Genomic DNA, 21,324 nt, shown 5'->3' with positions numbered 1-21,324 from the left:
GCCTACCCCGAGATCCGGATTCCGGGGTTGACGCCCCAGATGGCCAAGGTCATGAAGAGGTCCGCGAAAACGACGATGATGATGCACATCTTGATCGCGCGGCCGGCCGCGACACCCACGCCCTCGGGGCCACCGGAGGCGAAGAAGCCGTAGTAGCACTGGATGAACGTGGTGATGGCGACGAAGACGATCGCTTTGAGCAGCGAATACAGCACATCCGTCGGAATCAGGAACTGATAGAAGTAGTGCTGGTAGGTACCGCTGGCGGTACCGCCGATCAGCTGCACGGTCAGCGAGCAGGAGATGTAGGCCATCGCCAGGCCGAGGCAGTACAGCGGCAGGATGGTGATCATCGCGGCGATCATCCGGGTGCTCACCAGATAGGGCAGCGGGCGGATCGCCACCGATTCCAGCGCGTCGATCTCCTCGGAGATGCGCATCGCGCCGAGCTGGGCGGTAAACCGGCAGCCCGATTGGGCGGCGAAAGCAAGGGCGGCGAGCAGCGGCCCGAGCTCACGCGTGGTCGCGAAGGCCGAGATGGCACCGGTGATCGGACTCAATCCGAGCAGGTCGAGCGAAGTATGGCCCTGGATGCCCACGGTGATCCCACCGAAAGCACTCAGGATGAGAACAACGCCGATGGTGCCACCACCGACGATGAGATTGCCGTTCCCCCAGGTGACATCGGAGAGCAGCCGCCAGACCTCTTTGGGGTACTGCTTGAACGCCAACGGCATCGAGCCGACCGAGCGCAGAAAGAAGAACACCTGATGCCCGAGCCGGGCCAGTAGTTCGACCGGTGCGCCGGCCGCATTTCGCAGTTGCTGCAGAGGTTTGAGCAGCGGGGGCACATAGGTTGCGGACACCGGTTCACACCACCTGTGGGGGGAACAAAGTGTTGTACACCTGGGTGAAGATCACATTAGCTCCGAACAACATCACCGCGGACATGACAACGGCGGTATTCACCGAGTTGGCGACACCGCCCGGACCACCGCGGGTATTCAATCCGGTATCGCAGGCGATGATTGCCGCGAGCAGACCGAACAACAGCGATTTCAACAGCGCGACAAACAGATCGAGCGTTACCGCAAACGACGCGAAGGTCGAGATATAGGAACCCGGCGTGCCACCCTGGGCGAAAATATTGAAAATGTAGCCGGTCAGAAATCCGACGAATACCACGAATCCGCAGAGCAGCACGCTGACCAGCATTGCCGCCCCGAGCCGGGGCGCCACGAGCCGGCGCAGCGGATCGACGCCCATGACCTTCATCGCGTCGATTTCCTCGCGAATGGTCCGGGAGCCGAGATCGGCGCAGATCGCGGAACCGACCGCACCCGCGATCATCAGCACGGTGACCAGTGGCGCGCCCTGCTGGATGATGCCGAGGCCGTTGGCCGCGCCGATGAACGATGTGGCGCCGACCTGCTGAGCAACCGCACCGACCTGGATGGATACGATGACACCGATCGGGATCGCCACCAGCAGAGTCGGCGCGGCGGCCACGTTGGCCATGAACGCGCACTGCCGGATGAACTCGTTCACCGGGAATCGGCCGCGGAAAATACTGACCACGAGTTCGGTAACCGCTTCGACCGCCATGGTCATCTGTCGGCCGAGCGTCTCCACTGAACGTCTGGGGTGGTCGCGCCAGTAGTCCCGCGTCCACTCGACCGCTCCGCTCAACCGAGAACCTGTTGGTGGACTCTTGGTCGACTGCACTGACTAACCCCTCTCGACGTCGGTTACCTACCCCGACGGCTGGTTTGCTTGAGGCACCTTACTACGTAGTAGTGCGGAACACACCATAGACGCGTGAGTGCGGTCATAGACGTTCGCCACCGCGCGCCGTGACCATCGAGTTATCCGAGACGCCTTGGTGTGTATCCCAACATGTCTCCGGCGATTTTGGAAGAACCTACAGCTGAGCGGGGGATAAACCGTTCTCGCTGCGCGAAAGCGACAAGAATCACGGTTCACTTAAATAACGGAGAGTATTCCTAAAAATTACCCATTCGCCGCGGCACGGAGATTCGACTGTTACTCGACCCGCGACCCGAAATCCGGGACGATTAATAGCGTTAAGCTATTCTTCCGAAGGTATCTTGGCCGGACTTCGCGCGGAATCCACCGCGTGCGGGAACCGCCCGGCCGAAGGCACGACCGATGAGCCGAACCCCGCTGTGGCACAAGCGAACCAGTGGGTAATGGTGACTCGGGGCGCGCATCGTGACGGTTGCTGCCACGATGAGGTGCCACACGTTGATATCGTGCGGGCTTCGAGGTCTGGAGGGATATGTTCAGGAAACTCGCCCAGGCGGCCGGTGCCGTCTTCGCCGTCGCGCTGAGTTCGGCGTTGCTCGGAACCGGGACGGTGGCCGCCGATCCCGGGCGGCCTGTACTCGGTGGGGGGTCGGGGCTCATCATTTCCTCTGAGCCGGGCCAAATGTCCGATATGGCGATTCAGTGCACACTGACCACGATCGGCCACGACGGCGCCGGCAGACTGGTCGGGCTCACCGCCGGCCACTGCGGAACCCCTGGGCACGAGGTGTATTCCGAACAGGACCCGGGAGCCGGCCCGCTCGGCCGGTTCGTGCATTCCAACCAGGAGCTGGACTACGCGATCCTGGAATTCGATCCGGGCCGGGTCACCCCGGTCAACCGGGTCGGCAACCTCAGCATCACCGGCCTCGGCGGGCCGGCGCAGTTCCCGATGATCGTCTGCAAGGAAGGCCGTACCACCGGCAACACCTGCGGTATCGCCTACGGCGACGTTTTCGCCAGCAGTATGGAGACCTGGTCGCAGATGTGCGTGATGGAAGGCGACTCCGGGGCACCCGTGGTCGTCGGCTCCACCCTGGTCGGCATGGTGAACGCCTATCTGGCGATCGCCTGCTTCGGCCCGGAGGTGGGTACGAATATGTCGACCATCATGGGCGATATCGACAACCGCAACAGCGTCGGATCGGGCTTCCGGCCGGTCTGACGGCGGTAGTCACCTACGAAAAAGAGCGGGCAACGTGCCCGCTCTTTTTCGTGTCGGCCCCTTGACGGGCGCTACGGGCGCGTCGTCACAGTTCGTCGACGCACACCACGAAGCGCCGCTCGGTGTAGACATAGCCGCTGCTACCGGCACCGCAGGCGCTCACATCGTCGGCGTTCTCCTCGATGGCGACCACCTTGACTCCGTCCACCGCCGAGGTGGCGGTGCAGTCGATACGCTCCGGGCCGGTAGTGCCCGTGCCCACATCCATACAGCCGCCGATGACCCAGTCGATATCGAGGCACAACGCGCCCATCTCGATCCCGTTGCGGCTCTCGGCGTAGTAGTTGTCGGCGTCGCCGACGCATTGCGCACTCTGCTCGGCCTTGCCGATCACCTTGTAGTTCGACTCGTTGCTCCCACAGGACGCCGCTTCGATCTCGGCGTCGGTGGTGGTCCCGGCCAGCGTGACGCAGTCACCCACCTCGGCATCGAAGCTCACCGAGCCACCCTCCTCGGTGGGGGTGGTGGTCGGCGCGGTCGATTCGGGCGTGGAGGTGGCGGTACCCGAACCCGGTCCGGTCACATCCACCGCGTCCACGGTCCCGGTCTCACTCATCGGTTGCGCACGACCCTCGATCGTGGAACTACAACCCGCGACCGCCAGCGCGGCCGCGGCCGCCAATCCGGCAATCGCCATCGTCACTCGGGACGAAGTCCATCCAGACACGCACAGTCCTCCCGCTGTGTCGCCGAACCCTGCTCCCGCGTCGAATCCGGACCTCATCACAGCCTTGCTTGGCACAACACGCCATGAATACACGATCGCGGCGCGACCGTCGACTCGGTGAGTCCGCGCACGTGCGGCGGGGCGCGGGCCGGTCGGCGCTGCCCGGGACGCGACCGAAATCCGGTGAGATATCTCATCGAGAGGTTTGACCGTGATCATTTCGTTTCCACTCCGACAGGCGGTCGGGGGGCCGGAAATGCCCGGGTGGGGGCATATCCCCCGGCCCGACCGGTAGCTCCGGCCGTAAAGGGTGACTACGACCACCGTTGATGCATAACAGCTATGTAACGACAATGGGCATTGGTCACGAAGACGTCAAGGCAGTAGGAAGGAAACCGGAGCGGAGGCGCACCAGTGTGGTTCGGGCACTATCAGCGCGACGCACCATCGCCCGTCGGGACCGCTCCACAACTCCACTACCGGCGGTGCTCGCACGACCTTTTCGACGGTTCTGGGAGTCCACGCGCGTGGAGGTGCTCCACCAAACTCCGCGAACACTCGCCGGGGTGCTCCGAAGGACGTCCGGTGGCCCACAGGCCCCGCACGCTCCAGAGTCGAAATGGACGGACGAACACTCTATGCATGTCACCGAGAACACCGGGTCGCTGTCGACCAGAAGCCGGGCTGCGCGCCGGCTCCGGCAGGGTGTCCTGTTGACGGCCGCGCTCGCCACTGCCACGACGGTGGCCACCGCGCCCGCCTACGCGCTGCCGAATCTGCCTTCGGGCTCGGCGGCGGGCGTCACCGAGCCCGGGCCGCCGCAGGCGAACTTCGCGCCCCCGGCGATCAACCCCTCCGAAGGGGAAGAGGTCGGCATCGCTCAGCCGATCATCATCAACTTCAAGGAACCGGTGCAGGACCGGGCCGCCGCCGAGCGGGCCATCAAGATCACCCCGTCGACCGAGGTCCCCGGGCACTTCTACTGGCGCAGCGACCAGCAGGTGCGCTGGCGCCCCAACGAATTCTGGCCCGGCCAGACCGATGTCGTGGTGGAAGCCGGCGGCAGCCGCAGCGCCTTCCATGTGGGCGACGCGGTGATCGCCACCGCCGATGACGCCACCAAAACCATCACCATCACGCGCAACGGCGAGGTCGAGCGCACCATGCCCACCTCGATGGGCAAAACCGACCACGAGACCCCCAACGGCACCTACATCGTCGGCGAGCAGCGCCGCGAAATGGTGATGGACTCCTCCACCTACGGTGTCCCGATCGACGACCCCGAGGGCTACAAACTCGACGTCGAGTACGCCACCCGCATCTCCAACAGCGGCATCTTCGTACACGCCGCCCCGTGGTCGGTGGCCTCGCAGGGTGTGGAGAACACCAGCCACGGCTGCCTGAACGTGAGCACCGAGGACGGCAAGTGGTTCTACGAGAACGTCAAGAAGGGTGACGCGGTGATCGTGCAGAACACCAGCGGCGGCACCATGAACAGCAGCGACGGCCTGGGCGATTGGAATGACGCCTGACGGTCTGTAGCCGGCAGATCGTGGCCCGCCCGGAATTCCGGGCGGGCCACTGCTGTCTATCGGCGCGGTGGTCTCACCAGATCCGGACCCGCTCGCCCGGGGCCAGGTAGAGGGCGTCTTCGGGGGTGAGTTCGAAGGCCTCGTGGAAGGCGTCGATATTGCGGACCACCGCGTTGCACCGGAATTCCGGCGGCGAATGCGGGTCCACCGCCAGCCGGCGCACGGCCTCCTCGGGGCGTACCTTGCTGCGCCAGACCTGCGCCCAGCCGAAGAACACCCGCTGCAGGCCGGTGAGGCCGTCGATCACGGGGGGCTGCTGCCCGTCCAAGGAGATCTTGTAGGCCTGTACGGCGATCGACAGGCCGCCGAGATCGCCGATGTTCTCGCCGATGGTGAACTCCCCGTTCACGGTGTGCTCGTCGGGGAGATCGGCGGGGGAGAGCCGGTCGTACTGGTCGATCAGGGCGCGGCTGCGTTTACCGAACTCCGTGCGGTCGGCATCACTCCACCAGTCGACCATATTGCCGTCACCGTCGTATTTGGCGCCCTGGTCGTCGAAGCCGTGGCCGATCTCGTGGCCGATCACCGCACCGATCCCGCCGTAGTTGGCGGCATCGTCGGCCTGCAGATCGAAGAAAGGCGGCTGCAGGATCGCGGCCGGGAAGACGATCTCGTTCATGCCCGGGTTGTAATAGGCGTTGACCGTCTGCGGGGTCATGAACCACTCGTCCCGGTCCACCGGTCCACCCAGTTTGTTCAGGTCGCGGTCGTGCTCGGCGGCGAAGCCACGCCGGTAGTTGCCCACCGGGTCGCCCGGGTCCACCGAAACCGCGGAGTAGTCGCGCCAGCGGTCCGGATAGCCGATCTTGGGACTGAACTTCTCCAGTTTCGCCAGGGCCGCCCGGCGGGTCTCGGGGCTCATCCACTCCAGTTCGGAGATATTGCGGCGATACGCCTCGCGCAGGTTCTCCACCAGCCGCACCATCGCGGCCTTGGCCTCGGGCGGAAAGTGCTCGGCGACATACAGTTTGCCCACGGCCTCGCCCAGCAGGTCCTGGACCAGCGAGACCCCGCGCTTCCAGCGTTCCCGGTTCTCCTCGGCGCCGGTGAGCGTCCGTCCGTAGAAGTCGAAGCTCTCCTCGACCAATGCGTCGGTGAGGTAGGCGGCCCGGGCCCGCAGCACCCGCCACCGCGCCCACAGCAGCCATTCCTCCAGCGGCTCGGACTCCCACACCTCGGCGAAAGTACGCAGGTAATCGGGCTGCCGGACAACCAGTTCCGCGAGCAGCTCCGGACCGGATGCCGAAACACCTTCGGCCAGACCGCCGACCCAGGCCGCCCAGTCGAATTCCGGGTGCCGCTCGGCGAGTTCGGCGAAGGTGGTGAGGTTGTAGCTCAGTTCGGCGTCGCGGCGGCGCACCACATCCCAGTGCCCCGCGGCGAGCTTACGTTCGACTTCGAACACCCGGGCTCCCACCGAGTCCCCGGATCCGGCCGAGTCCCCGCCCAGCAGGCCGGCGACGTGCGGATCGGCGGCGGCCAGCGCGAACATCCGGTCGATATGGGCGATATAGCTCTGCCGGACCTGGGCGTACTCATCAGAGCGGTAATAGGATTCGTCGGGCAGCCCGATACCGGACTGGGTCGCGTGCACCAGGTACCGCTGGGAGTTCTTGTCGTCGGTATCCACATACACCGCGACCGCACCGGAGACCCCGGTTCGTTGCAGCCGGCCCAGCAGCGCGGCGAACTCACCGCGATCGGTGATCCGGGCCAGGGCCGCCAGTTCGTCGGCGACGGGGGACAGGCCCGCGCTCTCGATCGCCTCGGTGTCCATGAACGAGGCGTAGAGGTCGGCGATCTTGCGGGCATCGGTACCGGGCTCGCCGGTGGCGGTGCGGATGATCTCCTGCACATCCAGCTCGGCCCGGTCGTAGAGCGTCCGGAAGGCGCCGTCCACCGCCCGGTCGGCCGGAATCTCGTACCCGGCCAGCCAAGCGCCGTTGACATGCGTGAACAGGTCGTCCTGCACTCGGACGGCCGGGTCGAGGTGGGTCAGATCGATACCGGAGGGGCTGGTCACGTCGGAAGTCACACAACCCAGTATGCCGGTGCCGCCCTCGTGCGGGCGCTACCTACGCCCGGCCCGTCCGGTCAGTTGGTGGGCTGCGGCGGTGCGATCGTCACCCCGTACTGGTCCTCGAATCGCTGGTTGAACTCGTCTTCGCATTGCGAGATCGCGGACTGGTCGCCCCCGGCCTTGCTCACACAGTCGACGAAGTCCTGGCCGCCGGAATCCTGCCAGATACCCCAGCCGACCACGGCGACCACGATCACGCCGATGATCCCCAGGATCCCGAGGATCAGCCCGATCACCGCCATGACCCCGCCGCCGCCGGTGCCGCGGCTCGACTTCACCATCGCGATCACGCCGAGAATCACCGCGATCAGCCCGAACAGGATGCCGCCGACGATGGTCCAGAAAGTCAGGACGGCGAGGATGCCGAGAACCAGGGCGGCGATCGCCATCCCCTTGCGCTTCGGCGACTCCTGCCAGTATTGCGGCTGTCCTCCGGGCCCCGGCCCCGGCCCCGGGCCCTGGCCGGGGTAGGGCTCCGGCGGCGGATAGCCGCCGGGCGGTTGGTACGACATACGTTCCTCCTCAGATGTCCGCACACCATTGTCGAGGTTCGACGCCACCGGGTCGACCTACCCGGACTATTCGGACGACTATCCCACGCCGAGCCGGGCGTGCATCTCCCAGATCAGTACTTCGGCGGGTTCGCGCGCGGTGAGGCGCTGCCCACCGGAAAAGGTCAGGCGCACCGCGTCACCCACATCGAGCAGGCCCACGCCCTCCATCTCGACCGCACCGCGGGCGACGAAGATATGCAGGTACGGCGCCTCCGGCAACTGCGTCGAGGACTCACCCTCCGGCGCCAGCTTCGCCACATGCAGCGCGGAATGGCTGCTGTTGATCGCGATCGCGGCACGGTCGCGGTACCGGGGCAGCCCGGACGCCACCGTCACCATGCCACCGGCGGCCAGCTGATCGTCGATCTCGAGTTGCTGATAGCCGGGGTCGATACCGGGTTCGTCGGGGACCACCCACATCTGCACGAAATGCACCGGTTCCTCATGCTCGGCCCGGCCCGGATCGACACGCCACGAGTCGTTCTTCTCCGAATGGCGGATACCGGTACCGGCGCTCATCCGCTGCGCGAGACCCGGATAGATGACGCCGCTGTGGCCCAGCGAATCCTGGTGTACCAGCGATCCCTCGAGGACCCAGGTCACGATCTCCATATCGCGATGCGGATGTGTTTCGAAGCCCTGGCCGGGCAACACGATATCGTCGTTGTTCACCAGCAGCAGCCCGTGATGGGTGTTCTCGGGGTCGTAGTGCGAACCGAAGGAGAACGAATGCTTGGAATCGAGCCAGGCTATCCGCGTTTTGAGACGATCACCCGCGCGATGGACTTCGATATGCGGCGTCGGCTGCGAGGACATCGCACGCCTCCCTTCCGGCTCGGGCACAATTACCTTTCTCGCGGGAAGTACCGCGGCGATACCCCGACCTCGTCGATTGTCCGCCCCCGGCATTTTACGCGAGCGACCTCGAAGTGAACGGATGGTGAGCACCCGCGGCCGAAACGGCGGCACGGCAGAAGTTCGCGGAAAATGGAATTACCAACCGGGGAGGTGAAAGATGCGGCCCGAAGCTCTCGCGCGAATCGAACAGCGGCTGCGCGCCGGTGCCGACCGCGACGGCATCACCGACCTGGTGGTGGGCGTCGCGGTCTTCCGGAACGGAAAACTCCTGGTGGTACGCCGGGTACCGGGCGACTACCTGGGCGGAATGTATGAACTCCCGGGTGGCGGGGTGGAATCGGGGGAGTCGCTGCTCGAAGGCGCGGTACGCGAACTGTTCGAGGAAACGGGGCTGGTGGCGCGGTGTATCACCGATTTCCTGGGCTGGTTCGACTACGCGACCCGCACCAAGGCCCGGGTGCGGAAATTCAGTTTCCTCGCCGAGGCCGAGCCCGGCGAGATAACTCTCGATCCGGATGAGCACGACGATTACACCTGGATAGACGCCGATTCGCTCGGTGCGCTGCCGATGGCCCCCGATATGCGCGAGGCGGTCGATCTGCTCATCGCCGAACGAGAGCCCGGTACGGCCGGAATACCCCCCGGGTCCCGAGGCCGGTAGCGTCGCGGCGGTGTCCAGCTCCGCGCCCGAACCCGCCGCCACGGACCGGACACCCGGCACGGGCGCACGCGACGACTCGCAGCGCGGGCACCGGCCCGGCGCGACCTCCCCGGACCCGAGCGAAAAGGTGAGGAAGACGCTCCGCGCTGGGCAGTGGAAAGCGCTCCGCGCTGGGCAGTGGAAAGCGCTCCGCGCTGCGGTCCGCGAGAGCCCCGGCGCCGTTCGCCTCACGCTGTTGCGGTTCACCGGGCAGTTCGGCGACGGGATGTTCCAGGCGGCGCTGTCCGGCGCGATCCTGTTCAACCCCGAACGCGAGACCGACCCGCTGGCCGTCGCCGCGGGATTCGCGGTACTGCTCCTGCCGTATTCGGTGATCGGACCCTACGCGGGGGCCCTGCTGGACCGGTGGGATCGGCGCCTGGTGCTGCTGATCGCCAATATCCTGCGGATGCTGCTGATCGGCGCGGTGGCCCTGGGCCTGCTGGCCGGAGCCGGGGCCGGGCCGTTGCTGTTGCTCGCATTGGCCGTCGTGGGAATCAGCAGGTTCACCGCGGCCGGGGTCTCGGCGGCGCTGCCCCTGGTTCTCACCCAGCGGCGGCTGATCCCCGCCAACTCGCTGCTGGCGACCATCGGATCGGCCTGCGCGGCCGCCGGGGCCGCGGCGGCGGTCGCGGTGATCGGCGCGGTCGGCGCGGGGGACACCGGATCCGCGGTGGCGGTGGCGGTGAGCGCGTCGGGTTCGGCGGCCGGGGTGTGGCTGGCGGCCGGATTCCGGTCCCGCGCGCTCGGGCCCGAATCGGATCCGGGCGCCTCGGTGGGCGCGGTCCGCGCGGTACTCACCGGATTGATCGTGGGCGCGCGGGCGGTCCGGCATTCGGCGGACGTCTCCGCCGCGATGATCGGTATCGGCGCCCACCGGGTGGTCTTCGGCGCCGACACCCTGATCATGGTGCTGGTGCTGCGTGAATCGCCGTCCGGCCACACGGCCGTCGACAGTGGTCTCATCGGCTTCGGGGTCGCGATCACCGCGACCGCCGCCGGTATGTTGCTGGCCGCCCTGCTCGCGCCCCTGCTCATTCCCCGGCTGGGCCGGCCCCGCACGATCTTGCTCGGCCTGAGCTGCGCGATCGTCGTGCAGCTCACGCTGGTGCTGCCGACCGCCCTCGCCGATCCCACCGGCCCGCAGCGCGCCCACCAGCTACTGCTCGCCGGCGCGTTCCTGCTCGGCCTGGCCGGGCAGACGATCAAACTCACCGGTGACGCCGCCATGCAGATCGATATCGCCGACGACCGCCGCGGCCAGGTATTCGCCCTGCAGGACACGGTGTTCAATATCGCGTTCGTCCTCGCGGTCGCGGCCACGGCGCTGATGGTCCCGACCGACGGGCGTTCGGTGACCGTGGTGCTGGCGGGTGCGGGCTGCTACGGGGTGGGGATCGTCGCCCTGCTCGTCAACGGTCGCCGCGTGCGGAACCGCGCGAGATGACCCGGCGCACCGGGCCCGGGCACGACCGACGACCGATGGAATGAAAACGGGCTTCGTGCCGAACCCGGTGGTCCCGGGTAGCGAACTCCTTACCGCGGTCCGGCTCAGGGCAGGCGTACCCGCCGCGTGACCGGATCGGGGAACAATGGGGGGCAGGCGCGAAGGAGGAGTGGCAATGGGGCTCGACCTCAACAGTGACCTCGGTGAAGGGTTCGGGGCATGGACCATGGGCGAGGACGCGTCCATGCTCGACATCGTCACCAGTGCGAACATCGCCTGCGGATTCCATGCCGGGGATCCCACGATCATGCGGCGCACCTGCGCGCTCGCGGTGCAGAAGGGCGTGCGGATCGGGGCGCATATCGGATACCGGGATCTGGCCGGATTCGGCCGGCGGGCGATGGCGGTCGCGCCGGCGGAACTGCGTGACGAAACCCTGTACCAGCTGGGCGCTCTGGACGGTTTCGCCCGGGCGGCCGGCGACCGGGTCCGGTATGTGAAACCGCACGGAGCGCTGTACCACGCCGCCGCGGCCGACGCCGGACTCGCCGACGCCGTGGTCGCCGCGATACGCGAATACGACTCCGCGCTCGCCCTGCTCGGACCTGCCGGTACCCAGCTGGAGGAATCGGCGACCCTCGCCGGGATCAGGTTCGTCGGCGAGGGGTTCGCCGACCGCGCCTACACCGCGGCGGGCGGATTGGCACCGCGCGGCACCCCGGGCGCGGTCCTCGATACCGATCACGCCGTCGCGCAGGCGGTGACGCTGGCGGAGACCGGGTCCGCCCGGATCGCGGGCGGCGACGCCACGGTGACGGTATCGCCGGACAGCATCTGCGTACACGGCGATACTCCGGCCGCCGTCGAGATGGCCCGCCGCATCCGTGCCGCGCTCGGCGACGCGGGAATCGCGGTAGCCTCCTTCACCTGAGCGGCCGGAACGGGGTGAGGTGATTGTCGCGCGAAACGGAGATCCCCGATATGGGGCGACGGGTGCCGGTGCGGGCCGCCGGAGACCGGGCCTTCCTGCTGACGCCGGAGGATCCGGACCGGGTCGGATATCTGGTCGAGCGGCTGGCCGGACAGACTCCCGCGGATATGGTCGACGCGCTGCCCGCGGCGGAAACCGTTCTGGTCACGCTGGATTCGGAATCGGCGGCGCGCCGGCTGCGGCCGGTCCTGGAGCGATTGGTGGCCGCGGCGGATACCGCCGATCCGGACGATGTTTCCCGTGGAACATCGGATGAATCGTCCGAACCGGTGCGGATACCGGTCCATTACGACGGACCCGATCTCGACGACGTCGCCCGGCAACTCACCCTGACGCCCGATGAGGTGATCGCGGCGCATACGGGCACTACCTGGCATTGCGCCTTCGTGGGATTCGCGCCCGGATTCGGTTATCTGGCAGCACCGGACACCCGGCTGAACGTCGCGCGACGCGCGAGCGCCCGGACCCGGATAGCGGCCGGGGCCGTCGCGCTGGCGGGCGGCTATTCGGCGGTGTACCCGCGGGAGACACCCGGCGGCTGGCAACTCATCGGCCGCACCGATCTGACCATGTGGGATACCGAACGCGATCCGCCCGCCCTGATCCGGGCCGGCACGCGGGTTCGTTTCGTGGACGCGGAGACCGTCCGATGATCGTGATCGAGAAGGTGGGCCCGGTGGCCACAGTGCAGGATCTGGGCCGGCCAGGTTGGTTCCACTCCGGGGTCGGGCCGGCCGGTGCCGCCGATCGCGGTGCCCTGCGGCTGGCGAACCGGCTGGTCGGCAATCCGGAGGGATTCGCCGGTATCGAAGTCCTGCTCGGCGGCCTGGTGCTGCGGGCGCGGGATACGGCGGTGGTCGCGGTGACCGGGGCGCCCGCACCCGCCACTGTGGACAACACGCCGGTGGGGCACGCGAGCCTGCTGGTACTCGAACCCGGGCAGCGGCTGCGGCTGGGGTTCACCACGACCGGCCTGCGCAGCTACATCGGGGTGCGCGGGGGAGTCGACGTCGCACCGGTCCTGGGCTCTCGCAGCTACGACACCCTGTCCGGGATCGGCCCGCCGCCGCTGCGCGAAGGCGGATTCATCCACACCGGTCCACAACCGCGCGATTGGCCGGCCGCCGACCAGGCGCCCCGGGCCGATCCACCCGAGATACTCGATATCCGCGCCCTCCCCGGCCCCCGGGACGACTGGTTCGCCGACCCCGGAGCCCTGTTCGCCGGTAGCTGGGCGGTCGGCAGCGATACCGACCGGGTCGGCGCCCGCCTCGACCGGGCGGACGGACCACCGTTGCGCCGGATCTCGTCCGCCGAACTCGCCACCGAGGGCATGGCCCTCGGATCGATTCAGGTCCCGCCGAGCGGGCAACCGGTCGTGTTCCTGGCCGATCACCCGGTCACCGGCGGCTATCCGGTGATCGCGGTGGTCGCGGACGCCGATATCGATCGGATGGCCCAGGCGCGACCCGGGCAGCGGCTGAAATTCCGCCGTATCGCGCCGACCCGCTGACACCGCCGTCCGCACGTGTTCGCCCCGCGGCCCGGTTATGCGGGTGGGTTCACCCGCGCGTGCATGAGGAAGACGTTGTAGGGCGTCCACGACGAAACGGTGAAATACAGATCCCGCGCGGTCGACCACGGATGGATGAACCCGCCGTAGGCCATGGGATAGTCGGTCGTCGACAGCAGTCGCACCGGCTCGGTCCACACGCCCTGCGGTTCGTCGGCGGTACGCAGCACGATCTCACCGCGCACCACATCCAGATAGACCATCTGCCAGCTGCCGGTCTCCGGGTCGACGCGCACCGATACCTCGCTGGCGGCGCCCGGGACCAGGGGAGTCGCCTGGAACTCCGCGGCCGGCATCCAGTTACCGTTCACCCAGTACTGGTACGCGGACCTGTTCAGCACCTCATCGGCGGGCACCCGGGCCAGACCGAGCATCCCGATCCGGCCGTTGGGGGTGCCGAACATGTACACGTGGTCGCCGTGGGGCACCATGGCCGCGACCTGGAACCGGCCCAGCCCGAACAGGTTCTCCCAGCGCGCATGCTGATCTTTCACCCAGGTGGCACCGTTGTCGTCGGAGTAGGCGAGGCCGCCGTAATTGGTCCACCACATCCCGGGGATACGGCTCCAGCGGTTCACCGACATATAGGACAGATACTGCCGGTCTCCGACGGCGAAACCGGAGGTCGGGATGGTGGTCGTCTCCCAGTTCTTGATCTTGCGGCTGCCCAGCAACTCGGCGGCGTGGCAGCGGCTGTCCTGCACCATGCCGTCCAGCGTCAGCCCGTCGGACAAGTCACGGTCGGTGCTGTAGCCCAGTACATTGCTGCGCCAGTCCTGGTCGGCGCCGCCCATCCCGCCGGGACGCCAGCCCGCGCCGAAGGTATCGCCGAAGGCGACAGCGATCTGCCCGGGCTTCGTCTCCCACATCAGACCCAGATCCGTGCCGTCGACCTGCCAGCGCATATCGGTCCGGTTCGGTGATCCGGGCCCGGTGAGCTGTTCGACGAGCCGCACCGATTCCACTGCCGGTATCGGCACGGGCGCCGCCGCCGGACCCGGTTCGGCCGGGGGAGCGGCCGGCGGCGGGGCGGGTTGCGGTTCGTCGCCGGGCCCACCGGGGATCGGGATCGGAATGGGTTCGATTTCCGGTTTGATCTGGATCTTCGGTATTTGCAACGGATCCGGGGAACCCGAGCCGGTACCGGATCCGGTCGCACTGCCGGGACCGCTTCCGGAGGCGGAACCGCTGTCCGGGCCGGCCGGGTCCGGTGCCTGCGGAGACGGATCGGTCGCGCCTTCCTCGGGCGCTGCCGGTTTCGGGGTGTCACGGATATCCGGGCACGGATTCCGGCACGGATCGGCGGGCAGCGGTTCGGGCGTGATCCGCGTGGTGTCCTGCGGCGGGTCGGGGATCGGCACCGGTGTGAACTGCGGAACCGGTACCGGGATGTCGATCTGTGGCGGGAGCTGCACCGCGGGCGGGGGTGGAGCCGACGGATCGGGCTCACGAGCAAGCGGATCGAGCCCGACCTCACCGCAACCGTTGACCGGGGGCGGCGCCCAGGGAAACGGCGCGGAATACGCGGACACCGGAACAGTGAGCCAGCCCACCAGCACCAGACCGAGAAATGTGAGTCCGCACCGGCGCGGCCGGAACTCCTGCGCCACAGCGATCACAGCAGTTCACCGTTCTGTCGAGCCGTATTGCCGATGTGAACTTACCCGAATCGGGCGCTACCGGCCGGGGTCGCCGGTCGGCACGGCCATGCCGCGGACAGAAACGGACGTGACCTCGCCGACTTTCGCGTAGGCCTGCACCCGGCGGGCCAGTACGCTCGGAAGCGATCATGGCCGCGTACTTCGATCCGGGGTCCCCGTTCTCCGCGCTACGGGCGATCGACCTGGGCAAACGACTGTTCGACCAATCCTGGCTCGAACAGTGGATCGGCTATACCACCGCCTGGGTGGAGCCGGTCGCCGATCTGGGCGCCGGAACGGTCACCGCGCTGCTGCCCGACACCCTGCTCACCGTGCTCAGCGAAGGCATCCTGAGCCGGTTCGGCGGCCGGGAGATCAGCGTCACCCTGCTGGGCCATCGGCTGACCGGCACCCTCGATGTCCTGAAGGTCCGGCGGCGCGGCGCGCATTTCCAGACCAAGTCCGTCCTACGGGAGCTGCGCTGGGACAACCGGGATATCCATGAGGTCACGGTGATCTCGCATGAGGTCCGGCTGGTACCGGGGGTGCCGACGAGGGTCCGCGCGAACCGGGTCGATATCGACGGGACCGTCACCGTGGAATCCGTACTCGGCTGGCTCGCCGACCGGCAGCGGGAATGGGAGCTCTCCGTCACCGACCGGGGCCGGATCCACGCCGTGCACCGGCGCAAACGGATCACCGCCGAACTCGACGCGTCGGTCACCGACGACACTCTCGAACTCGTCGTGCACCGCGCCCGGTGGTCCGGGATACCGGTGCCGCGCCGCTGGCGCACGATGAAGCCGATCCGGATCGCGGAACTACCCCACGGAGCGCGGGTCCGGCGGGCCGTCCGCGACGGTGACCTGGTCCGATTCACCATCGAGCTGGGTCCGGTCGACGGGTCGTTCGATCTGGCTCAGATCCGGTCGGCGATCGTCGCGGGTACCACCCTGATCGTCTTCTGACCTCGGTCCGCTCAGCCCTGGGTCTGCCACCACTGCTTCAGCGCCGTTTCGGCCTCGGCACGGGTGAGCGGGCCCCGATCCAGCCGCAATTCCTTGAGATAACGCCATGCGCGCCCCACCTCCGGGCCCGGTGGCAGGTCCAGCAACTCCATGATCGCGTTACCGTCCAGGTCGGGACGCACCCGGGCGAGGTCCTCCTGCTCCTGCAACCGCGCGATCCGCGCCTCGAGATCATCGTAGGTCGCGCGCAGCGCCGCCGCCCGGCGCTTGTTGCGGGTGGTGCAGTCGGCGCGCACCAATTTGTGCAGCCGCGGCAGCAGCTCGTCGGCATCGGTCACATAGCGGCGCACCGCCGAATCGGTCCACTGGCCCTTGCCGTATCCGTGGAACCGCAGATGCAGGAAAACCAGACGGGCCACATCCTCGGTGAACTGCTTCGGATACTTCAGCGCACGCATCCGTTTACGCACCATTTTCGCCCCCACCACCTCGTGATGATGGAAACTCACCCCGCCGCCGGGCTCGTTGCGTTTGGTATCCGGTTTACCGATATCGTGCAGCAGCGCCGCCCAGCGCAATACCAGGTCCGGGTCGCCGTCTTCCTGATCGATCGCCTGCTCCAGCACCGTCAGCGAATGCCAGTAGACGTCCTTGTGCTGATGATGCTCGTCGATTTCCAGCTTCATCTCGGGCACCTCGGGCAATACCCGCTGCGCCAGACCCGTTTCGCACATCATGTCGATACCGTCGATCGGATGCGCGCCGCCGATCAGTTTGTCCAATTCCGTCCGGACCCGTTCCGCGGTGATCCGATCGATTTCCGGCGCCATCTCCTCGATCGCCGCCCGAACCCGCGGATGCGCCCGGAAACCGAGCTGGGAAACGAAACGCGCCGCCCGCAGCATCCGCAGCGGATCATCGTCGAACGAGTCCTCGGGCGCGGCCGGGGTATCCAGCATCCCTTCGAGTAGCGCCGCCATCCCACCCAGCGGATCGACGAACTCCAGCGTCCCGTCGGCGCCGATCTTCACCGCCATCGCGTTCACGGTGAAATCCCGGCGCACCAGATCGCCTTCCAGGTCATCACCGAACCTGACCTGCGGATTACGCGAAACACGGTCGTAGGTATCGCTACGGAAAGTGGTGATCTCCAGCTGCTGCCCGTCCTTGGCCGCACTCACCGTCCCGAAAGCGAGGCCCCCGGTATCCCACAGTTGATCGACCCACCCCCGCAGTATTTCCTGCACCGCCTCCGGCCGGGCATCGGTGGTGAAATCCAGATCGGTGCCGAGCCGCCCCAGAATCGCATCCCGCACACTCCCGCCGACCAGATAGAGCTGGAACCCACGAGCAGCGAACATTTCCCCCAGCGGGGTCAGCACATCGGACAGCCGGCCCAGCGTTATCGCGGCCGCCGCCAGCAAACGGGTACGGCGATCCTGCACAGCGTCGTCGGACTCGGTCGAAACCACACGATGAGCTTATTGGCGCGCCCCCACCCCACGAGGTTCGGGAGGTGTTTCCACCACACCGGCGAGGAGGTTCGACCCCGAGAGCGCCCGCTATCAGGTGCGCCTACGGCTCATCCGCCCGCGCCACCCGTAATTCATCCGCATGCCCGGTTCCGCCGATCGGCCCACACTCTGGTGCCGAGTTCAGCGAGGCCCTTGAAGGGGTGCGGGCCGTCCCGTGTTTCAGGCCTCGAAGCAAGGCGGCGCAGCCGCGAGTCTCGAGGCCTGAAACACGGGACACCAGGGGCCCGCACCCCCGCGCCGCCGAAGGCGGCGCAAATAAACACTGCTCTAGTATTGCGTAGTGTCTCCGGCCGATCGCGCGAACAGTCGACGCCGCCAGCCCCGGCGCCGTGGTTCGGCCGGTGGTGCGGCGAAACCGCGCATGCGCACAGTGCGGGAGACCTCGGCCGGTGGGCTGGTGGTCGACGGGCTGGACGGGCCCGCGGATAAGCGGTGTGCCGCGTTGATCGGCCGTACCGACCGGCGTGGTCGGCTGCTATGGTCGCTGCCCAAAGGACATATCGAAGAGGGCGAAACCTCCGAGCAGACCGCTATTCGCGAGGTCGCCGAGGAAACCGGTATTCAGGGCGTGGTGGTCGCCGAATTGGGCAGTATCGATTACTGGTTCGTCACCGAGGGGCGGCGGGTACACAAAACAGTGCACCATTTTCTGCTGCGTTCGGTCGGTGGTGAACTGTCGGACGCCGATGTGGAGGTCACCCAGGTCGACTGGGTGCCGCTGAGCGAATTGAACTCGAGGCTGGCCTATGCCGATGAGCGCAGGCTGGCCGAGGTGGCGAACCGCCTGATCGACCGGATGGAGACCGGCAAGCGATGACGCGTGGAGCGAGTCGGATCATATTCGTGATCCTGACCATCCTCGGCTCGGTGACGGCACTGCCCGCCCTGCTCGTATCACCTGTGTACGCGCAGCCGACCGGGTCGGCCGAGGACGCGGCGACGCCGCAGTTCCTGAAGTTGTCGCTGGATTCGGTGAGCCCGGGCACGGTCACCGCGGAGAGTGATCCGATGCTGACGGTGACGGGGACGGTCACCAATATCGGGGACCGCGGGGTGGACGCGGTCGCGGTGCGGGTGCAGCGGTCGCGGGCGGTGGCCGATGCCAGCGAGTTGCGTACCGCGTTGAAGCTCGACCAGGTCAACTATGATTTTCCGACGCCTTTCCAGGATGTGGCGGGGCGGCTGGAGCCGGGTCAGCGTCAGCAGTTCACGCTGTCGGTGCCATTGCGCGACGCGGCGGGAACGTCGTTGAACATCACCGAGCCCGGTGTGTATCCGCTGTTGCTGAATGTCAACGGGACCCCGGATTACGGTGGCCAGGCGCGTCTGGACGATGCCCGTTTCCTGTTGCCCGTGCTGGGGTTGCCCGCGGCCGCCGACGGCAGCGGCCCGCCGGTGCCCGCGCCGGGTCATCCGCCGGTTTCGGCGACGGTGTTGTGGCCGCTGGCAGACCGGCCCCGGATGGTGGCGGGTCAGACCGGTGAACTGGATCGGACCGTCGAACTCACCGATGACGAATTGGCGGCGTCGCTGAGCCGGGGCGGGCGGCTCGACGAACTGGTCGGGGCTTTGGAGTCGGTGTTCGGCGCGGATCAGGCCGCCGATGGGCCGTCGTCGGCGGTTTGTCTGGCGGTCGACCCCGATCTGTTGCTGACGGTGCGGGCGATGACCGATGACTACCGGGTGCTGGCGAGCCCGTCCGACCCTGACGGCGCCACCCGCCCCGGTACCGGCACCGAAGCCGCGCAGCAGTGGCTGGACCGGCTGCGCACGCTGGCGTCGTCGATGTGCACGGTGGCTCTGCCATTCGCCCAGGTGGATGTGTCGGCGCTGGCCGCGGCCGGCGATCCCGCGCTCACCGCACGAGCGCTGGACGCGCCCGCGTCGATCGTCGATTCGATCCTGAACACCCGGTCGGTGCGTGGGGTGAGCGTGCCGGACGCCAGCAGTCTCGATCCCGCCGGTGCCCAGTTGCTGAAGGCTCAGGGATTCGGTACCGCCGTGCTGGCCGGCAACGCGGTGGCGCCGGAGGGGGGTGTGGGCGACCCGTACGCGGCAGTCCCCGATGTGGTCCGGTTGCCCGGGGTCGCGGGCGGGCCGCCGGCACCGGCGCCGGACAGCGGTACCACGCCGGATGCCGTTCCCGCGGGCGACCAGGCGCCGGCGGCGGGGCAGCCGGGTTCGGTGACGCCGCCGGCGCAGCGGTCGCCCGATGCCCGGCCGGGCACCGATCCGGCGCTGCGGGTGGCGACCTTCGATATCTGGCCGGCCGCCGCGCTGGCGGGTGTCGGTTCCAATCCGCCCACTCCGGCCTATGTGCCCGAGCAGGCCAGATACCCGGTGACCAACGATTCCCGCACCGCCCGCCTGCAAGATGCGCTGGGCGCGGTCTCGTGGCAGGCGTTGCATCCCGATCCGGGCCGGCCGCGGTCGCAGTTGATCATGCCGCCGCAGCAGTGGGGCGCGAACCGGGACGAAGCCGCGGCGGTGCTGCGTCAGCTGAAGCTGCTCACCGAGAACAAACTGGTGGATCCGCGGCCGTTCGGCGACCTGATCGGCCAGAATCCGGATCCCGCGCCCTACCAGCTGGCCCCGCTGGCGGAGGCCGCGGTGGAGGCGGTGCCCCCGCATTTCGCTGGGCCCGCCCGCGACCAATCGCACCGGATGACGCAGTTGATGCAGGCGATGGTGGAGGTGCCCGAGACCGAGCCGACGCCACGCGCTTTCCTCGACCCGCTGCGTGACGATCTGGTGCGGGCGCTGTCGCTGTCGGATAGGCGTGGAGGTCCCACGGCGCAGGCCGAGGTATTCGCCTGGCGCCGGATCGAGAAAGCGACCGCGGCGGTCGACGATATCTACCGGTCGGTGACCGTGTTGCCGCCGGGCGGCGTGTACACCCTGGCCTCGGAGTCGAGCCCGCTGCTGCTGGTGGCCCGGAACGACCTGCCCATTTCCATGCGGATCCGGTTCCGGATCGACGCACCGGCGGAAACGAAGATCACCGATATCGGTGAGCAGTTGCTGCCGCCCCGGGGCACCCGGTCGTTCCAGATTCCCACCGAGGTCAGCGATAGTCGCAAACTGGTCGTACCGATCTCGCTGAGCACCCCGGAAGGGGTCCCGCTGGGGCATGCGACATCGATCTCGGTGCGGTCGAACGCCTACGGGCAGATTCTCGCCATCATCACCGCGTGTGCCGCGGCTCTGCTGTTCCTGCTGGCCGGACGCCGATTGTGGCGGCGTTTCCACGGCGAGCACGACCCGGCCGACAAGGGTATCGATCCCGGTGTGCGGCGGCGGGTCATCCGATTGGGCCGGGCCCGGCGGCGCGACACTTCCCAGCCCGGGTCCCAATTGAGCCATGAAGCACAGCAGGTCGGGCGGCGACCACGGCGCCGCGAACGCGTGTAGGCCACCGCGCGGGAGTCCCCCCGGGCGCACCACACCAGTTCCGACCGCACACCCACTGGAGCCCCGGTGTCCCCGCCCGCCGCGGTCCTCGTCGGCCGCCCGCCGGGATCTGACCGGCCGGACGCTCGTTGTGGCGGTGTTTTCACGGGGTGACCAGGGGAGGGTGACCGGCGGGCACCGCCCGTGGAAGATGGAGAAGGTGCGCGCACCGGTGGTCCGGCTCGTCCCGGATGCCGGTGCGCGGTCGGATACGACG

At 67.8% G+C, this 21,324-nt stretch carries 18 protein-coding genes; 10 read left to right on the top strand and 8 right to left on the bottom strand.

What is annotated here, in order from left to right; genetic code table 11:
- Positions 1 to 2: 2 nt before the first annotated feature.
- Together AB0F41_RS18745 and AB0F41_RS18740 are read right to left on the bottom strand one after the other, a co-directional pair.
- Positions 3 to 866: an ABC transporter permease gene (locus tag AB0F41_RS18745; RefSeq protein ID WP_357425374.1), complete on the bottom strand. Its 864-nt coding sequence runs from the start codon at positions 864 to 866 to the stop codon at positions 3 to 5.
- A 4-nt stretch (positions 867 to 870) separates the two neighbouring features.
- Positions 871 to 1,689 (bottom strand): ABC transporter permease, encoded by an 819-nt coding sequence (locus tag AB0F41_RS18740; protein WP_357425372.1) that lies wholly within the window; start codon positions 1,687 to 1,689, stop codon positions 871 to 873.
- A 610-nt stretch (positions 1,690 to 2,299) separates the two neighbouring features.
- Here AB0F41_RS18740 and AB0F41_RS18735 point away from each other — a divergent pair.
- Positions 2,300 to 2,992: a serine protease gene (locus AB0F41_RS18735; RefSeq protein ID WP_357425370.1), complete on the top strand. Its 693-nt coding sequence runs from the start codon at positions 2,300 to 2,302 to the stop codon at positions 2,990 to 2,992.
- An 85-nt stretch (positions 2,993 to 3,077) separates the two neighbouring features.
- Here AB0F41_RS18735 and AB0F41_RS18730 read toward each other — a convergent pair whose 3' ends face one another.
- Positions 3,078 to 3,689, bottom strand: coding sequence for a hypothetical protein (locus AB0F41_RS18730; RefSeq protein WP_357425470.1), 612 nt, complete (start codon positions 3,687 to 3,689; stop codon positions 3,078 to 3,080).
- A 668-nt stretch (positions 3,690 to 4,357) separates the two neighbouring features.
- Between AB0F41_RS18730 and AB0F41_RS18725 the strand changes: the two genes are divergently transcribed.
- A complete protein-coding gene (locus tag AB0F41_RS18725; protein ID WP_357425368.1) occupies positions 4,358 to 5,251 on the top strand; it encodes a L,D-transpeptidase in 894 nt (297 codons plus the stop codon).
- A gap of 73 nt (positions 5,252 to 5,324) precedes the next feature.
- On the opposite strand, the gene AB0F41_RS18720 is transcribed toward AB0F41_RS18725, so the two are convergent.
- The 3 genes from AB0F41_RS18720 to AB0F41_RS18710 all read right to left on the bottom strand — a co-directional run bounded on the left by AB0F41_RS18720 (position 5,325) and on the right by AB0F41_RS18710 (position 8,761).
- Entirely contained in the window at positions 5,325 to 7,346 is a 2,022-nt protein-coding gene (locus AB0F41_RS18720) for a M13-type metalloendopeptidase (protein WP_357425366.1), read from the bottom strand.
- A gap of 59 nt (positions 7,347 to 7,405) precedes the next feature.
- Positions 7,406 to 7,903: a DUF4190 domain-containing protein gene (locus tag AB0F41_RS18715; protein WP_357425364.1), complete on the bottom strand. Its 498-nt coding sequence runs from the start codon at positions 7,901 to 7,903 to the stop codon at positions 7,406 to 7,408.
- Between the two features lie 78 nt (positions 7,904 to 7,981).
- Positions 7,982 to 8,761 carry a pirin family protein gene (locus AB0F41_RS18710; protein ID WP_357425362.1) on the bottom strand — a complete coding sequence of 260 codons (780 nt, stop codon included), beginning with the start codon at positions 8,759 to 8,761 and terminating at the stop codon, positions 7,982 to 7,984.
- 199 nt (positions 8,762 to 8,960) lie between these two features.
- On the opposite strand from AB0F41_RS18710, the gene AB0F41_RS18705 reads away from it, so the two are divergent.
- From AB0F41_RS18705 to AB0F41_RS18685, 5 genes are all read left to right on the top strand, one after another.
- Complete coding sequence (locus AB0F41_RS18705) at positions 8,961 to 9,464, top strand: NUDIX domain-containing protein (protein WP_357425360.1); 504 nt, start codon at positions 8,961 to 8,963, stop codon at positions 9,462 to 9,464.
- Positions 9,465 to 9,591: 127 nt separating this feature from the next.
- Entirely contained in the window at positions 9,592 to 10,950 is a 1,359-nt protein-coding gene (locus AB0F41_RS18700) for a hypothetical protein (RefSeq protein ID WP_357425468.1), read from the top strand.
- Between the two features lie 175 nt (positions 10,951 to 11,125).
- Complete coding sequence (locus tag AB0F41_RS18695) at positions 11,126 to 11,881, top strand: 5-oxoprolinase subunit PxpA (protein WP_357425358.1); 756 nt, start codon at positions 11,126 to 11,128, stop codon at positions 11,879 to 11,881.
- A 23-nt stretch (positions 11,882 to 11,904) separates the two neighbouring features.
- Positions 11,905 to 12,594, top strand: a complete 690-nt coding sequence (locus tag AB0F41_RS18690) for a carboxyltransferase domain-containing protein (protein ID WP_357425356.1) — start codon at positions 11,905 to 11,907, stop codon at positions 12,592 to 12,594.
- Complete coding sequence (locus AB0F41_RS18685; protein WP_357425355.1) at positions 12,591 to 13,454, top strand: biotin-dependent carboxyltransferase family protein; 864 nt, start codon at positions 12,591 to 12,593, stop codon at positions 13,452 to 13,454. The genes AB0F41_RS18690 and AB0F41_RS18685 overlap by 4 nt, the downstream gene beginning before the upstream one ends.
- Positions 13,455 to 13,489: 35 nt before the next feature.
- Here the strand turns inward: AB0F41_RS18685 and AB0F41_RS18680 are convergent, their stop codons facing one another.
- Positions 13,490 to 15,133, bottom strand: a complete 1,644-nt coding sequence (locus tag AB0F41_RS18680; RefSeq protein WP_357425353.1) for a DUF4185 domain-containing protein — start codon at positions 15,131 to 15,133, stop codon at positions 13,490 to 13,492.
- Between the two features lie 170 nt (positions 15,134 to 15,303).
- Here AB0F41_RS18680 and AB0F41_RS18675 point away from each other — a divergent pair, with 170 nt between their 5' ends.
- On the top strand, positions 15,304 to 16,122 hold the full coding sequence (locus tag AB0F41_RS18675; RefSeq protein WP_357425351.1) for a hypothetical protein: 819 nt from the start codon (positions 15,304 to 15,306) through the stop codon (positions 16,120 to 16,122).
- Positions 16,123 to 16,133: 11 nt separating this feature from the next.
- On the opposite strand, the gene AB0F41_RS18670 is transcribed toward AB0F41_RS18675, so the two are convergent.
- Complete coding sequence (locus tag AB0F41_RS18670; RefSeq protein ID WP_357425349.1) at positions 16,134 to 17,594, bottom strand: CCA tRNA nucleotidyltransferase; 1,461 nt, start codon at positions 17,592 to 17,594, stop codon at positions 16,134 to 16,136.
- Between the two features lie 343 nt (positions 17,595 to 17,937).
- Here AB0F41_RS18670 and AB0F41_RS18665 point away from each other — a divergent pair, with 343 nt between their 5' ends.
- Both AB0F41_RS18665 and AB0F41_RS18660 read left to right on the top strand, forming a co-directional pair.
- The gene (locus tag AB0F41_RS18665) at positions 17,938 to 18,474 is read left to right on the top strand and encodes an NUDIX hydrolase (RefSeq protein WP_357425347.1); all 537 of its coding nucleotides are present in this window, start codon (positions 17,938 to 17,940) and stop codon (positions 18,472 to 18,474) included.
- A 26-nt stretch (positions 18,475 to 18,500) separates the two neighbouring features.
- Positions 18,501 to 21,068, top strand: coding sequence for a DUF6049 family protein (locus tag AB0F41_RS18660; RefSeq protein ID WP_357425345.1), 2,568 nt, complete (start codon positions 18,501 to 18,503; stop codon positions 21,066 to 21,068).
- Positions 21,069 to 21,324 lie beyond the last annotated feature (256 nt).

It is taken from the genome of Nocardia sp. NPDC024068 (assembly GCF_040638875.1).
Taxonomy (GTDB): domain Bacteria; phylum Actinomycetota; class Actinomycetes; order Mycobacteriales; family Mycobacteriaceae; genus Nocardia.
The sequence above is the reverse complement of the archived record's forward strand: the minus strand, read 5'-3'. Positions and strand labels throughout refer to the sequence as shown.

Coding starts and splice junctions, on each gene's coding strand:
- AB0F41_RS18675 (WP_357425351.1), top strand. CDS start 15,304: ATGGCCGCGTACTTCGATCCGGGGTCCCCGTTCTCCGCGCTACGGGCG.
- AB0F41_RS18725 (WP_357425368.1), top strand. CDS start 4,358: ATGCATGTCACCGAGAACACCGGGTCGCTGTCGACCAGAAGCCGGGCT.
- AB0F41_RS18715 (WP_357425364.1), bottom strand. CDS start 7,903: ATGTCGTACCAACCGCCCGGCGGCTATCCGCCGCCGGAGCCCTACCCC.
- AB0F41_RS18685 (WP_357425355.1), top strand. CDS start 12,591: ATGATCGTGATCGAGAAGGTGGGCCCGGTGGCCACAGTGCAGGATCTG.
- AB0F41_RS18730 (WP_357425470.1), bottom strand. CDS start 3,689: ATGGCGATTGCCGGATTGGCGGCCGCGGCCGCGCTGGCGGTCGCGGGT.
- AB0F41_RS18705 (WP_357425360.1), top strand. CDS start 8,961: ATGCGGCCCGAAGCTCTCGCGCGAATCGAACAGCGGCTGCGCGCCGGT.
- AB0F41_RS18710 (WP_357425362.1), bottom strand. CDS start 8,761: ATGTCCTCGCAGCCGACGCCGCATATCGAAGTCCATCGCGCGGGTGAT.
- AB0F41_RS18735 (WP_357425370.1), top strand. CDS start 2,300: ATGTTCAGGAAACTCGCCCAGGCGGCCGGTGCCGTCTTCGCCGTCGCG.
- AB0F41_RS18695 (WP_357425358.1), top strand. CDS start 11,126: ATGGGGCTCGACCTCAACAGTGACCTCGGTGAAGGGTTCGGGGCATGG.